The organism is Enterobacter kobei (assembly GCF_001729765.1).
In the GTDB taxonomy this organism is placed as follows: Bacteria; Pseudomonadota; Gammaproteobacteria; order Enterobacterales; family Enterobacteriaceae; genus Enterobacter; species Enterobacter kobei.
Window position 1 is genome coordinate 1,234,797 of the sequence record NZ_CP017181.1, and the last position, 14,465, is coordinate 1,249,261.

The 14,465-nt window shown below is 52.7% G+C and carries 15 protein-coding genes; 8 read left to right on the forward strand and 7 right to left on the reverse strand.

Translation table 11 applies throughout. From position 1 onward, the window contains the following. The first annotated feature begins 114 nt into the window (after positions 1 to 114). On the forward strand, positions 115 to 1,275 hold the full coding sequence (locus BFV64_RS05830) for a pyridoxal phosphate-dependent aminotransferase (protein ID WP_069601812.1): 1,161 nt from the start codon (positions 115 to 117) through the stop codon (positions 1,273 to 1,275). On the opposite strand, the gene BFV64_RS05835 is transcribed toward BFV64_RS05830, so the two are convergent. From BFV64_RS05835 to citR, 3 genes are all read right to left on the reverse strand, one after another. After that, positions 1,276 to 1,902: an IbrB-like domain-containing protein gene (locus tag BFV64_RS05835; protein WP_069601813.1), complete on the reverse strand. Its 627-nt coding sequence runs from the start codon at positions 1,900 to 1,902 to the stop codon at positions 1,276 to 1,278. After that, positions 1,887 to 3,110, reverse strand: coding sequence for a phosphoadenosine phosphosulfate reductase (locus tag BFV64_RS05840; RefSeq protein ID WP_069601814.1), 1,224 nt, complete (start codon positions 3,108 to 3,110; stop codon positions 1,887 to 1,889). Before BFV64_RS05840 ends, BFV64_RS05835 begins: the two co-directional genes overlap by 16 nt. A gap of 166 nt (positions 3,111 to 3,276) precedes the next feature. Beyond that, the gene (citR, locus tag BFV64_RS05845) at positions 3,277 to 4,179 is read right to left on the reverse strand and encodes a DNA-binding transcriptional repressor CitR (protein ID WP_069601815.1); all 903 of its coding nucleotides are present in this window, start codon (positions 4,177 to 4,179) and stop codon (positions 3,277 to 3,279) included. 616 nt (positions 4,180 to 4,795) lie between these two features. Between citR and ahpC the strand changes: the two genes are divergently transcribed. The 6 genes from ahpC (at position 4,796) to BFV64_RS05875 (ending at position 11,463) form a co-directional block, all read left to right on the forward strand. Then, positions 4,796 to 5,359, forward strand: a complete 564-nt coding sequence (ahpC, locus tag BFV64_RS05850; protein ID WP_014882974.1) for an alkyl hydroperoxide reductase subunit C — start codon at positions 4,796 to 4,798, stop codon at positions 5,357 to 5,359. 185 nt (positions 5,360 to 5,544) lie between these two features. Next, positions 5,545 to 7,110, forward strand: coding sequence for an alkyl hydroperoxide reductase subunit F (gene ahpF / locus BFV64_RS05855; RefSeq protein WP_014882975.1), 1,566 nt, complete (start codon positions 5,545 to 5,547; stop codon positions 7,108 to 7,110). Between the two features lie 186 nt (positions 7,111 to 7,296). After that, a complete protein-coding gene (locus BFV64_RS05860; protein ID WP_045281617.1) occupies positions 7,297 to 7,872 on the forward strand; it encodes a TorD/DmsD family molecular chaperone in 576 nt (191 codons plus the stop codon). Further along, positions 7,869 to 10,145 (forward strand): molybdopterin-dependent oxidoreductase, encoded by a 2,277-nt coding sequence (locus BFV64_RS05865; RefSeq protein ID WP_069601816.1) that lies wholly within the window; start codon positions 7,869 to 7,871, stop codon positions 10,143 to 10,145. The genes BFV64_RS05860 and BFV64_RS05865 overlap by 4 nt, the downstream gene beginning before the upstream one ends. Continuing rightward, positions 10,142 to 10,699 (forward strand): 4Fe-4S dicluster domain-containing protein, encoded by a 558-nt coding sequence (locus BFV64_RS05870; RefSeq protein ID WP_014882978.1) that lies wholly within the window; start codon positions 10,142 to 10,144, stop codon positions 10,697 to 10,699. The genes BFV64_RS05865 and BFV64_RS05870 overlap by 4 nt, the downstream gene beginning before the upstream one ends. Further along, positions 10,699 to 11,463 carry a dimethyl sulfoxide reductase anchor subunit family protein gene (locus BFV64_RS05875; protein ID WP_069601817.1) on the forward strand — a complete coding sequence of 255 codons (765 nt, stop codon included), beginning with the start codon at positions 10,699 to 10,701 and terminating at the stop codon, positions 11,461 to 11,463. Before BFV64_RS05870 ends, BFV64_RS05875 begins: the two co-directional genes overlap by 1 nt. A 39-nt stretch (positions 11,464 to 11,502) precedes the next feature. On the opposite strand, the gene uspG is transcribed toward BFV64_RS05875, so the two are convergent. The 3 genes from uspG to rnk form a co-directional block, all read right to left on the reverse strand. After that, positions 11,503 to 11,931 (reverse strand): universal stress protein UspG, encoded by a 429-nt coding sequence (gene uspG, locus BFV64_RS05880; RefSeq protein ID WP_014882980.1) that lies wholly within the window; start codon positions 11,929 to 11,931, stop codon positions 11,503 to 11,505. Between the two features lie 149 nt (positions 11,932 to 12,080). Continuing rightward, positions 12,081 to 12,170 carry a small membrane protein YldA gene (gene yldA / locus BFV64_RS26100; RefSeq protein ID WP_350028918.1) on the reverse strand — a complete coding sequence of 30 codons (90 nt, stop codon included), beginning with the start codon at positions 12,168 to 12,170 and terminating at the stop codon, positions 12,081 to 12,083. A gap of 139 nt (positions 12,171 to 12,309) precedes the next feature. Further along, the gene (gene rnk, locus BFV64_RS05885) at positions 12,310 to 12,720 is read right to left on the reverse strand and encodes a nucleoside diphosphate kinase regulator (protein ID WP_014882981.1); all 411 of its coding nucleotides are present in this window, start codon (positions 12,718 to 12,720) and stop codon (positions 12,310 to 12,312) included. Between the two features lie 269 nt (positions 12,721 to 12,989). Between rnk and BFV64_RS05890 the strand changes: the two genes are divergently transcribed. Further along, on the forward strand, positions 12,990 to 13,607 hold the full coding sequence (locus BFV64_RS05890) for a flavin reductase family protein (RefSeq protein ID WP_023336911.1): 618 nt from the start codon (positions 12,990 to 12,992) through the stop codon (positions 13,605 to 13,607). On the opposite strand, the gene rna is transcribed toward BFV64_RS05890, so the two are convergent. Then, positions 13,601 to 14,410 carry a ribonuclease I gene (gene rna, locus BFV64_RS05895; protein ID WP_069601818.1) on the reverse strand — a complete coding sequence of 270 codons (810 nt, stop codon included), beginning with the start codon at positions 14,408 to 14,410 and terminating at the stop codon, positions 13,601 to 13,603. The two genes, BFV64_RS05890 and rna, sit on opposite strands and share 7 nt — an antisense overlap. Positions 14,411 to 14,465: the final 55 nt, after the last annotated feature.

Sequence of the window (14,465 nt, forward strand, 5' to 3'; positions counted from 1 at the left end):
TACCTCTCGACCAGGAATATTGATATGGTATAGACGTCTAAGCGTCTTGATTGCCAAATGGTAACATCGTGTTATAGTGGCAGCAACATAAGTATTACATGCAGGCACCGCATAATGAGTAATAACGCATTGATTCCTCAGAGTAAACTCCCTAATCTCGGCACCACCATCTTTACGCAGATGAGCGCTCTGGCACAGCAGCACAACGCCATTAATCTCTCTCAGGGATTCCCGGATTTTGACGGACCGGCCTGGTTGCAGGAACGACTGGCGTACCACGTTGCGCAGGGAGCAAATCAGTATGCGCCGATGACGGGCGTGCAGGCGCTGCGGGAAGCCATTGCGGATAAAACGGCGGAATTGTATGGCCATAAACCGGATGCGAATAGCGACATTACGGTGACGGCAGGGGCGACCGAAGCGCTGTATGCGGCCATCACCGCCCTGGTGCGCACGGGCGATGAGGTCATCTGTTTTGACCCCAGTTACGACAGCTACGCGCCTGCGGTTGAACTCTCTGGCGGCGTGGTGAAACGCGTGGCGCTGCAGCCGCCGCATTTCCGCCCGGACTGGCGGGCGTTCGCTGCGCTGCTGAGCGATAAAACGCGGCTGGTGATCCTGAATACGCCCCATAACCCGTCTGCGAGCGTGTGGCAGAAAGCCGATTTTGCCGCGCTGTGGCAGGCCATTGCCGAACGTGAAATTTATGTCCTGAGCGACGAGGTGTATGAGCACATCTGTTTTACTAAAGAAGGGCACGCCAGCGTGCTGGCCCATCCGCAGCTTCGTGAACGTGCCGTGGCCGTGTCGTCATTTGGCAAAACGTACCATATGACCGGCTGGAAGGTGGGGTATTGCGTGGCACCTGCCGCCATCAGCGCTGAATTACGTAAGGTACACCAGTACCTGACGTTTGCGGTGAATACCCCGGCTCAGCTGGCGCTGGCGGACATGCTACGCGATGAACCACAGCATTATCGCGACCTGCCGGATTTTTACCGTGCACGCCGGGATCTGTTTGTGACCGCACTGGCTCAAAGTCGCCTGGAAATTTTGCCTTCCGAGGGGACGTACTTCCTGCTGGCTGACTACAGCGCCATTTCCGATCTGGATGATGTCAGTTTCTGCCAGTGGCTGACAAAAGAAGTCGGCGTGGCCGCTATTCCGTTGTCGGTGTTCTGCGCCGATCCTTTTCCGCATAAACTGATTCGTCTCTGCTTTGCGAAGCAGGAATCGACGCTACTGGCTGCGGCAGAGCGTTTGAACACGCTCTGATTATTTCACCGTCCAGGCTTCTGAGTAACGACGGTCTGCAAACAGTTCCAGCAGGCCGTTGATTTGTTTGAGACGCAGCACCTCGTCACCATCCATACCGAGCTCTTCGCTAATTCTTTCATTGCTCCAGCCAAGCTGCGCAAGTTCTCGAACGATTTCAGACATCGCGTTGATTTGATGCCGTCCGCGTGCGCGGTTGTGTCGGATGGTCGAGGCCATGCGGTCATATTTACCGAGTCGTTCCTGACGCAGGCACGTGACAGGCAGGTAACCCTTCAGCTTGCGCTTTAACGCAGCCCGACTTTTGCCAATCTCATGACGATGAAAACCATCCACAATTTCATAATGTTGTGGTTCGTTTTCTGTTACAACAATAGGCTGGGTGAATCCATCAAGTTCAAGCGACTTAATGAGCAACCGTTTTTCCGGTGGGGCCACATTATTGGGGTTGTAATCGTTAGCCGTGATAGCGTCCTGTTTGATCCACAATACGCAGTCGATGGGTTGATCGTAAAACGGGCTATATTTATGCAGTGCCTGGCGAAAGGCATTAATGGCGTTAATTTGGTCCTCTTCAGGAAGTGACTGAAGGTACGTTTCGATTTCGTTGATTATTCTTTGTCGCATAAAATGCCCCACTCCTTGCGTTTTGCCTTCACTCTGTCGCTGTAGCGCTGATAATGTTTGGGTTTGTTTGGGCTGAAAGACAGCGCTCTGCACCAGTAGTCGTTATTAAGTAAAACCTTACAAACGCGGCGCCATGAAGGGATGTCTTTGGCACCGATATCGCCCTCCTGGGTATCGGGAATATCCTCCATGCCCCTCTTCTGGTACCAGTGCAGATATATGGCGATTTTATTGCGGTAATGCTCGGCCGTATTCTGCGGCATGCTGTCGAGAAGCAGCAGGGCATATTCCCGCCAGCAAAGATGGTCCGGCTTGAGTATTTTGCGGTGACCGTAAAAATGGTTGTCGTGCCCGGCGTAAATTCCGCCGCTGCGCGCGCCGCTGACACGTGCGCACATGGTCGCCCAGCGTTCGGGCTCTACAACATGATAGAGCCATAAGCCCTGACGCTGTTCCGGGCCAAAAGGTTCGCAGATGCGCATATAGCGCGGTGGTACGCCGGCCTGATACATAAGGTCATAGAGTGTGTTATAGCTATTGCCGGTTTTTGCAAACCAGGTCCAGATATCCGCGGTTTTCCAGTCGTAGAGAGGATAGATATACCAGGCATGCCCACCCGGTGCGACGGTCGTCCAAGGTTTATCATCGGCAAAGCGTTGTTTACGCGCTGATGCGATAGCCAGAAAACGGTTGTATGACTCATCGGCGCGTATCCCGACCATGACGGCGGCCGGGCGGTTGAGAGAGAACCAGTCCGAGAAACTGCGCACAAAGGTCTCAAAAGACATTCCCCCCTGGTAAAAGGGGAAAAAGGCGGGATCTGTTATGGCATCGTCAGGCGGTTTCCGTACCCACTCGGTATTGGGTTCCCAGCATTGCCACTCTGGCTGGAATTGCGACAGGGAATTTTGCGTGGTGAGGGGAAGCGCTACCCACCAGAAACGATCGATGACATCGCTGTATAAGGCGCGCATATGTTCGACATGATTAATGGTGTAAGTAAATTGCGCTTCCCAGTCTATAAAGAGAACGTCTATTTTGCGTTTCATTTTACGAGCGCATAATGCCGTCAGATGTAACATGACGGTGGAATCTTTTCCCCCTGAAAAAGAGACACACACCCTGGATAAATTCTCCAAGGTCCATTTTATTCGCTCTTGCGTGGCATCGACTACGTTTTGATTCAATGGAAATTTGTAAAGTGACATATCAATCCATTACTGAGTGATACTGATCAGATGGAGCATGAATAATGGGGATGATACTCTTAGAAAGAAGATAATTATAGGTAAAAATTAATCATATAATTACGCTAAATACATTTCCCTTGTGAATATATAAAAAGGACTGACTGCTGAAAACAGTCAGTTATAATTATTGGGGTAAGTTTAAGTCATCAATAAAATTGGAGAAGGAAGCATTATTCAGTGCTGAGCGATTGTACATCATATAAACCGGGACTGTCGGGAAGGTAATGTCAGTCTCAATCTTACGGAGATTTAATGCCGGACCATACTGCTCATAGGCTGGCGTAGGGGCTAATCCAATCAGATCGGAATTGCCTATCATCGACAGCAGTGAGATAAACGAGTCGCTGCGGAACAGGATATTTCGTTCGGGAAGCAGTTGCTCAGTATGCTCCTGAAAATTCTTTACGCTCAACTCATCACTCAGGTAGGCCGTAAATTTTTCCTGAAGAATTTCGTCACGCGTCGCCTGTAAACCCAGGCGGGGGTGATCCTGACGGCAAACCAGCGTAAAAGACATCTGCTGGAACAAGCAGCAGGCCGTTGAACGGCTATTCAGCGGGACGAAAGAGAAGACAAGGTCCGCTTTTCGGTATGCCAGCAGGTCTTCTGCTGAGTCCGGGGCAAGGAAGACATCATGCAGCTCAACCTGATAGTTATACTTCTCGATCAGGATTTTCATCGGATCCAGCATGATTTTAGGCGTCATAAACTGCGGACCGTAAATGACAAAGCTCTTCTTCAACCCGTTGCTGTGCATCATATTGATGGTTTGCTCAAGCTGATTGAGGTTTTGTTCAAGGTGATGATGAAGGTTGACGCCAACCGTAGTGGGGGTGATGCCCTTACCTGAACGGATAAACAAGGGATCGTTGAGTTGTCCGCGCAGACGTTGCAGTGACTGACTCACTGCTGAGGGGGTAATATAGAGCGTCTCAGCCGCTTTACTGATACTCAAATGTTGATAGATACATTCAAAAATGACTAACAGGTTGAGATCAAATTTTTTAAGATCGTAGAGATTTGCCATGTGTCGTCCTGAGGATGCCGTGTTTGCATGGGTTATCATATCACTGATAACTATAGTTTGAAGTTAACCATTTACAATCCTTTCGGTTAACTCTCTTAATTTTAAATTAAACGCGCCTTAATATATCACGACGTCAGATTATTAAAATAGTACTTCAAAGATGATTAAGATAATTTTATCTCCCTAAGAGGCACCTTAATTGACAATTGTCATTTATATATTGAGTTATTTTTATAATAAAAATTAATTTATAACGCCCCGTCATTATGTTCGAAACTGCCTATCACAGCCATAGGCAGGAATGCCTCTCCCGTGGATTGCTCAAGCCTGGCACGGGTGGTGTAATTAAACGGCTGTTACCACCTTGATGTTAAGGGCGTAGAGCGCAACGCAACGCCAGCTTTAGCTGGCACTGAATGTACCTGCGGGGAATTCAGGTAAAAGGGCCGCCCGTAGAGGCGGCCTTTTTACTTTTGGCGTTTCCTTTAAAAGGTTCACCTTACTGTCTTGTTGATGTTGTTAGGTATGGCTGATTGATTTGATAAAGCAAACGCATTAGCTCCGATGAGCAAAGTTAGTTACCTTACATCTCAACGAAAACACGGAGGAAGTACAGATGTCTTTGATCAATACCAAAATTAAACCTTTCAAAAACCAGGCGTTCAAAAACGGTGAGTTCATTGAAGTCACTGAGAAAGATACCGAAGGTCGCTGGAGCGTGTTCTTCTTCTATCCGGCTGACTTTACCTTCGTTTGCCCGACCGAACTGGGTGACGTGGCTGACCACTATGAAGAACTGCAGAAGCTGGGCGTAGACGTTTACTCTGTCTCTACCGATACCCACTTCACCCACAAAGCGTGGCACAGTAGCTCTGAAACCATCGCGAAAATTAAATACGCGATGATCGGCGACCCGACTGGCGCCCTGACCCGTAACTTCGACAATATGCGTGAAGATGAAGGTCTGGCCGACCGCGCGACCTTCGTTGTTGACCCGCAGGGCATTATCCAGGCTATCGAAGTTACCGCTGAAGGTATCGGCCGTGATGCGTCTGACCTGCTGCGTAAAGTGAAAGCCGCTCAGTACGTGGCTTCCCACCCAGGCGAAGTGTGCCCGGCGAAATGGAAAGAAGGCGAAGCGACGCTGGCTCCATCTTTAGACCTGGTCGGCAAGATCTAAGTCTGCACAGCCTGGCGGCGCCGCGTTTGCACAGGCCTACAGTATCGTAGGCCGGGTAAACGAAGTGCCACCCGGCAATCCATGGGCGCGCCCGCGCCCATTTCATTAGCACCATGATGCAAGTTGCATTCAGGCCGCCCCTATAAGGCAGCTTGCATGATGACGTCTTAAGAGAGGGAAGAACAATGCTCGACGCGAATATGAAAACCCAGCTCAAGGCCTACCTTGAGAAACTGACCAAACCTGTTGAGCTGATTGCCACGCTGGATGACAGCGCGAAATCGGCAGAGATCAAGGAACTGCTGGCAGAGATCGCTGAACTGTCACCGAAAGTGACCTTCAAAGAAGACAATACGCTTGCTGTCCGTAAGCCTTCTTTCCTGATCGCCAACCCGGGTTCTGATCAGGGGCCGCGCTTTGCCGGCTCTCCGCTGGGGCATGAATTTACCTCACTGGTGCTGGCGCTGCTGTGGACCGGTGGGCATCCGTCTAAAGAAGCGCAGGCTCTGCTGGAGCAGATCCGCGACATCGACGGTGATTTCGAGTTTGAAACCTATTACTCACTCTCCTGTCACAACTGCCCGGACGTGGTGCAGGCGCTGAACCTGATGTCGGTGCTGAACCCGCGCATTAAACACACGGCGATTGACGGCGGTACGTTCCAGAATGAGATCACCGAGCGTAACGTAATGGGCGTGCCGGCGGTCTATCTGAATGGTCAGGAGTTTGGTCAGGGCCGCATGACGCTGACGGAAATTGTTGCCAAAGTGGATACTGGCGCAGAAAAACGCGCAGCAGAAGCGCTGAACAAACGTGATGCCTACGATGTGCTGATCGTCGGTTCCGGCCCGGCGGGCGCGGCAGCGGCGGTTTACTCCGCGCGTAAAGGGATCCGTACCGGTCTGATGGGTGAACGCTTTGGCGGCCAGGTACTGGATACCGTGGACATCGAAAACTACATTTCCGTGCCGAAAACCGAAGGCCAGAAACTGGCTGGCGCACTTAAAGCGCACGTCAGCGACTATGACGTGGATGTCATCGACAGCCAGAGCGCCAGCAAGCTGGTTCCTGCTGCGGTCGAAGGCGGTTTACACCAGATTGAAACGGCATCCGGCGCGGTGCTGAAAGCGCGTAGCATTATCATTGCCACCGGCGCGAAATGGCGCAACATGAACGTTCCAGGTGAAGATCAGTACCGCACCAAAGGTGTGACCTACTGCCCGCACTGTGACGGTCCGCTGTTTAAAGGTAAACGCGTAGCGGTGATCGGCGGCGGTAACTCCGGCGTGGAAGCGGCTATCGACCTGGCGGGGATTGTGGAACATGTGACCCTGCTGGAGTTCGCGCCAGAGATGAAGGCCGACCAGGTTCTGCAGGATAAAGTTCGCAGCCTGAAAAACGTCGACATCATCCTGAACGCGCAGACCACGGAAGTGAAGGGCGACGGCAGCAAAGTGACCGGCCTGGAATACCGTGACCGCATCAGCGGCGACGTGCACAGCGTTCAGCTTTCGGGGATTTTCGTGCAGATTGGTCTGCTGCCAAACACCACCTGGCTGGAAGGCGCGATTGAGCGCAACCGTATGGGCGAGATCATCATTGATGCGAAATGTGAAACCAGCGTAAAAGGCGTCTTCGCCGCAGGTGACTGTACGACCGTGCCGTACAAACAGATCATCATTGCCACGGGCGAAGGTGCGAAAGCGTCCCTGAGTTCGTTTGACTATCTGATTCGCACCAAAACCGCATAAAAAAAAGTAAGACGATACCTGCAGTAGCCACCTCATCATGGGGTGGCTTTTTTATTGGTTTTTTTTATTCTCAATTATTGTCGTGATTGAACGCTTCATGCGTTAACTACCTGCTTCGATCAAAGAAATTAATAAGCCTGCTGATAATATCTCGTCGTTTTCTGTTGATAAATATTTATATTTAACATGAATGATAAAGATATATTCACACCTTCAATATATGAGGCGTTAACACCCTTTGAAATAAATGGGTTGATGTTTCGTGATTTCTTCAACGCGGCGGATATGACCTCGCGATGCGCCTCGTTACGCTATTTTTTCCCTGAGAGTGAGTCCTGGCCGCAGGATGAGGCGTTAAACGTCGAGTATGACTTCAATGTGCTGTTTGTCGGCCCGGCGACGCTGCTGGCGCCACCTTATGCCTCGGTTTATCTGGACGACGAGCCTCTGCTAATGGGGGCGACAACGCTGAGCGTGCGCGAATTCCTGCAGAGCATTGGGCTGTCCGTTACCGCGGAAAATAGCGTCCCCGACGACCATATCAGCTATGAAATTGAACTGGCCGTAATGCTATTAGTGCATGCCAGACATTCACCGCAATATCATGAAGCACTTACCCGTTTTGTCCGCGCGCATCTCGAATTATGGCTCCCGGCATTTATCGCAAAAATAAAGGATTGTGCGAAAACAGCCGTAATTAAATGCCTCGCCGTGCTACTGACTAATTGGTTTGATGAATTAAAAACGAGAGTAATATTATGACTATTGATAAAGGGCAGCTTAACCGGCGCTCCTTTTTAAAAGGACTGATTGCGCTAGGTACCGTCGCCGCATTACCCGGCGGATTATTATCCTCCCGATGTGCCATGGCACAACCGCCCATTCCGTTTAACCCGAAAACCTACAAAATCTTCCGTAACGCCTGTCCGCGTAACTGCTATGACACCTGCAGCTTAAAAACGTGGGTGAAAGATGACGTGATTACCTTCGTCGAGGGGGCAAGCGAATCCACCTTTACCCACGGTGCGCCGTGCGTGAAAGGGCTGACCTACCCGCGCCGGGTCTACTCGCCGGACCGTATAAAATACCCGATGATTCAGGACGGACGCGGCAGCGGCAAATGGCGACGCATCTCCTGGGATGAGGCCATGCAGCGGATCGCCAGCAAGATGCTGGAGATCAAAAAGAAAGATGGCTCCCTGCTTGGCCTGGCGCTGACCAAATATTCCGGCAACCTGGGGGTGATGAGCTATGCCGTGGAGGGGATGATGTCCTCGCTCGGCTACACCACGCGTTTTGCCGGTACGCCGTGCTGGCCTGCGGGCATTGACGCACAGCACTACGACATGGGCGACATGTGGTGTAACGACCCGGAAGATCTAGTTAAAGCCAAATACATTATCCTCTGGGGGGCGAACCCGGCCTGGTGCTCCATGCACACCATGAAGTACATCTATCAGGCCCGCGAGAAAGGGGCGAAAGTGGTGGTTATCGATCCGCTGTTCTCGCAAACTGCCGCGAAAGCCGACCTCTATCTGCGCGTGCGTTCAGGTTCAGACGGTGCGCTGGCGCTGGGTATGGCGCGCCATCTGGTGGACACCGGCCGCGTGGACCAGGAGTTCGTCAATCATTTCGCGCACGGGTATCCGGAGTTTGAGCAGTACTTGCTCAACAACATCACGGTAGAGTGGGCATCGGAAATTTGTGGTCTGGCGCCGGATGTGATTCGCCAGCTTGCCGAGGAGTTCACGGCGGTTAAGCCTTCCACCGTCTGGATTGGTTACGGTATGCAGCGCCACGTGAACGGCGGCGCGAACGTGCGTGCGATTGATGCCTTTGTCGCCATGACCGGCAATATCGGCGTAGAAGGCGGTGGCGCTCGCTACGGCCATCTGCAGACCTGGGGCTATAACTACCACGCAATGACGCAGACACCCCCGGTGGGTTCTGTAGGGATGGAAGGGGCATCAGGCCCGGTGGGCGAGTTTGTCAGCGATAGCGGCGAAAAGCGCAAGTACTCTGACCGCGCGCTCAACCTGAACCAGACTGCGCAAAGCATTCTGGACGCCAACGATCCCCCTATCCGCATGCTGTGGGTGGCCTGTAAGAACCCGTTTGCCCAGGACTTCGACCGCAACAAGATGAAAAAAGCGTTCGACAAGCTGGAAATGATGGTGTGCGTGGATCAGTTCTTTAACGAGACGGTTCAGCACGCGGATATCGTTCTGCCTGTCACCACCACCTTCGAGCACTGGAGCGCCTCTTCGTCTTACTGGCACTACTGGCTGACGGTAAACGAACCTGCCATCAAGCCGATGTACGAATGCAAGAGCGACCTGGATATTGCCGTGTTGCTCTCCCGTACCATCAACAAAATGGAACCGGGCTCTTGCACCTTCCCACAGGATGTTGACCAGAAAAAATGGCTGGATCTGGAATTCAACGACGGGCTGGCGAAGCAGTTTGGCATCAGCTCCTGGGACGATCTGCTGAAGGGGCCGGTGAAGGCCAAAATGCCGAGCAGCGCAGCCTGGCACGATCGGAAGTTCAAAACGCCGTCAGGCAAGTATGAGTTTTTATCCGCGCGCTGCGAAGAGAACGGCCATAAAGCACTGCCGGAATATCTGCCAGCCGCAGAAGGTAAACTGCCGTTCCAGCTCTTTACGCCGCACCTGCAGTACGGCCTGCATTCGCAGTTCGTTAACCTTGACTGGATGCAGGTCTTCTGGCCGGAGCCCTTTGTCTATATCCACCCGGTTGCTGCGAAGAAAAAGGGGATCCGAGACCTGGCGACAGTGCGGGTATTCAACGAGATCGGCGAGGTTCAACTGCGTGCCAAAGTCACCACCAATGTACCGGAAGATTTCCTGGTCATGTACGAATCCTGGTTCAACAAGCTCAGCTATAACGTGCAGAACGTGGTGAAAGATACCCCGGCCGATATGGGTAAAATGGCCACCGGTGCACCGGGCGCGGCTATTCACGATCAGTTTGTCGATATTGTCCTCATTGCCAATGAAGGAGCGGACGCATGAGACGCGCATTTTTAGTGAACAGTGATAAATGTATTGGTTGCCGCGGATGCGCCATGGCCTGTAAGAGCTTCAACCAGCTCGAACCCGAACGTTTCTGGCGCTATGTCTACCCGCTGGATAAAGAAATTTACCCGCATGAGGAGCGTGCGTTCTTTTCGCTGGCCTGTAACCACTGTGAAAACCCCGCTTGTCTGGCGGCGTGCCCGGTGGAAGCCTACACCAAACGTGATGATGGCGTGGTGGTGCATAACCCTGAGCGCTGCATCGGCTGTAAAAACTGTATCCGCAATTGTCCGTATGGCGCTCCGCGCTTCAATGAGGAAACGCAGAAGGCCGAGAAGTGCAGCATGTGCTATGAGCGTCTGGATATCGGCTTGAATCCTGCCTGCGTTAACGCCTGTCCGGTTGGGGCGCTGACCCTGATCGATCTGGATGCCGATCCGCTGCCAAATAATGCCGTGCAGTATCCGCCGGGCTTCCCAAAAATGCCGCAGCTTAATCCGGGTACGCGCTTCATTCTGGCACGCCAGCCGAAACAGCCGGGGGACAAATAATGGAAAAGTACGAACTGCCGTTGGTGATTTTTACCGTGCTGAGCCAGATGTCCGTTGGGATGACGCTCCTGTTGAGCTGGCGCACGCTGCGTGGCGAAGTGCAGGGCAACCGTCTTCACTGGCTGATCACGGGGCTGATCCTGGGGGTTGCCTCCATCGCCGCGGTATTGCATCTGGCGCACCCGGAACACGCTTATAATGCGTTAATCAACCTGAAACATGCCTGGCTGAGCCGTGAGATTCTCGGCGCGACGCTGTATGGCGGCACAATTGGCCTGGCTTTTCTTACGAAAGGCAACAAAGGCGCAGCGCTGCTGGCGTCCCTGTTCGGGATACTGCTGGTGGTGCAGGGGATGACCTACGCCGCGCCGGCGATGCAGGCCATTGCCAACGGCATCACCATGATGCTGTTCTTTGCCACCGTCTGGGTGTTGGGCTGTGCAGCTACACCGCTGCTCGGGATGAAAGCGTCAGCTGTCGCACTGCGTCAGGGCATTATCGCCCTGATGGCGCTGCTGATTGCCGCACCGGTACTCTGGCTCAGCGGCGGCACCATCATGAAAATGACCGCTCACGCCTGGTTAAGCTCGCCGCTCTATCTGGGCTGCCTGCTGTGCTGCGTCGTGGGGTTCACGTTGTCGCTAAGGCGCCATCCGATGCAGAAAGCCGTATTTGTTATCCTGCTGGTGGGCGTGGTGCTCAGCCGCCTGACCTTCTTCGGTGATACCGTCAGTACCATCGTCAATATTGGTCATCTGTACTGATAAACAAAACCCCGCGCAAGCGGGGTTTTTTATGGGCAGTTAACGAACCACCATCACCGGAATGTGGGTATGGCGGATCACGCTGGAGGCGTTTGACCCTAGCAGGTGAGTGGTGATGGAAGGATTGCGTGAACCGATCACCACTACGTCTGCATTCAGCTCCGCGGCCAGTTCATTGACGGCATCGCGTACGCTACCGAACCGGACGTGGGTTTTGATGCGCGACGGGTCGATGCTGAAATGCCCGACCATGGTTTGCAGGCGCGTCTCGGCTTCGTGCTGTAAGTGCTCTTCGAAGCGACGCACATCGGCGGCAAAGCGGTGCAGACTCAGGCTGGCGGAGCCCGGCAAGACATGTAAAAGGTGAATAATACCGTCCTGCTGTGCGAGAAATTCCGCGTGACGCACTGCTTTGTCACTCAGTTCCATTTCAAAAACATCAACCGGCATAATGATTCTCTGATACATACCCGTTTCTCCTTGTTTATAAACGCTGAAATCATTCAACCACAAAATAGTTATGGATTCTGTAATCACTCCGTCAATTTTGATGACGATCGTGATGCCGCGAAAAAAATCATTGCGCAGCGTGCGGGGCAGAGCGGTGACGTGAGCGTTCACCAGTGGCGTTCAAGGTAAAGCACAGCCGAGACGATGATGGCCACAAAAAGTAAAAAAATGAATGTGATAACCACTATCTCACCCATGACCGTCCCCACGGCACCAAAACAGATTAAGCGTGTATTAAGGGGAATAAGGGTGATATAGGAAAATCAGGTGAATTTGCGGAAAGAGGATGCGGGTGCATCCTCTGTGCAAAGCGAGTGGGCGCTTGTTCAGAAGGGATTAACGCAGGTAATCGCCCGCAGCTTCTGGCTGGTAGAGCAGTTCCAGCACTTCCAGATGAGTGGAGGCCCCGCCCGGTAAATCCCAGTGGATGGTATCTCCTGTGCGCAGTCCCAGCAGTGCGGCGCCGACAGGGGCAAGAACCGAAAGCTGCGCGCTGCTGTCAGTCATCTGAGCCGGGTAAACCAGCGTGCGGGTCAGCTCTTCACCGGTGGTCAGGTTGCGGAATTTTACCCGGCTGTTCATGGTGACCACGTCATGCGGCATTGACTCAGGTGTGCACATCTGCGCGCGGTCGAGTTCCTCATTCAGGGCATCGGCCACCGGAAGTGAGGCGAATTCGGCTTTTTCCAGCAATCGGTCGATACGTTCTGCGTCGAGTTCATTGATGATAATGGTGGGTCTGGACATTTTTTACTCCATGTCGTTAATGCTGCGTCTAACGCAGAAACCAATCCAAAAGAAAACCCTCGCCGTCTGGCAGCGAGGGTTTAACTTACCCGATGATACTGGCTGAACGCTCAAGTTTGAAGTGATGAAGGTCACATTCATGTCCCATATGAATTTTCGCTGAAATTTATTCAGTCTTAATTCCAGGCGGATTGCGTTACGCTGAGTATCCTGAACCCGGGTGTTGCGCGAAGCATTATGCGTGTCTGCCCCATCAACGAGAGAGCACTATGTACTTCTATCAACCGTCTCAGGGGCACGGCCTGCCGCATGACCCGCTGAACGCCATTATTGGTCCCCGTCCGATTGGCTGGATCTCCTCTTGCGATCGGGCCGGTCAGTTGAATCTCGCGCCGTATAGCTTCTTTAACTGTTTTAACTATCGCCCGCCGATCATCGGCTTTTCCAGCAACGGCTGGAAAGACAGCGTGCGAAATATTCACGAGACAAAGGAGTTTGTCTGGAATCTGGCGACGCGCGATCTGGCACATGCCATGAATCAAACCTCGGCTACGCTTCCTCACGATCGGGATGAATTTACCTTTGCAGGATTAACCCCCGCCGCAAGCCAACTGGTGAGTGCTCCTCGTGTGGCGGAAAGCCCGGTCAATTTTGAGTGCCGCCTTTCTCAGTGCATTCAGCTTACCGGAGCCGATGGCACCCCGGTTGATACCTGGCTGGTGCTGGGTGAAGTGGTGGGGATCCATATAGCGGAAACGCTACTGGAAGAGGGGATATACCAGACGGCGAAAGCGCAGCCCATCCTGCGAGCGGGTGGGCCGACGGCGTACTATGGGATCAGTGATGAACACCGGTTCGATATGGTGCGCCCGGTGGTGGGTCAATAACCGGCTTTATCAATGACAAATTGTTTTCCGCAGTTACCAGGATGTGGCTGCGGGGCAAAGGACGTTGCGGAAAGCGGTTGGTTAATGGTGTCTGCTTTCAGCGAAATCTGCATCTCAGTGAGATAGGCCGGGTTGCCATTGCAGGTCAGCTTAAAGGCTTTGATGTTTTCTTTGCCCCAGCTTTTGGCAATGGCGTTGTCAAAATCACGACGACTGACGGCTTTACCGTAGTTAGCCGCGAGGAATTGACCGACGGCACTGTTTTTCATTTCCTGATTCATTCTCACCATGGTGCCGAAATAGGCATCGGGATCAAAACCAAAACAGACGCCATGCTTGGCGTATTCGTACCGTTCCAGGCAGGAGTTTCCGCCCGCGCCCGGCATCACCTCGTTAAGTTTTGCCGCACCGGAAAGCGACAGCCCGGTTTCGGCAGCAGCACATTTGCGGCTGGCCTTTGCTTCCGGCATATTCGGGATGGGACGCGTGGCACAACCAAATCGCATCCATCGACGTTCATCCACGCCTCGTGCCGCTATCGATTTCGGCAGACCAGGCCATAACCCGTGGACGGTCAGAAAATCGGCTTTATTTTCGCTCTCTTTTTGCAGACGACATTCATCCGGTTCATTGCGGTTACGCTCAACCATGCTTTGACAAAACCCGGTTTGCCAGGACAGCGCCAGTACATAGCGATCGAAATCGCCATATTGCGTAGCGTTGAGCGGTTCTGCCTGTGCGGAGAAGACACCGAGTGCAAGCGCAACTGCGCCAGACGAGATAACGATATCCTTCCTGAACATGTGATTTCCTGATTGGTTGTGCTCGATTAATTTTTGGGAGTTATTAAAGCACAAA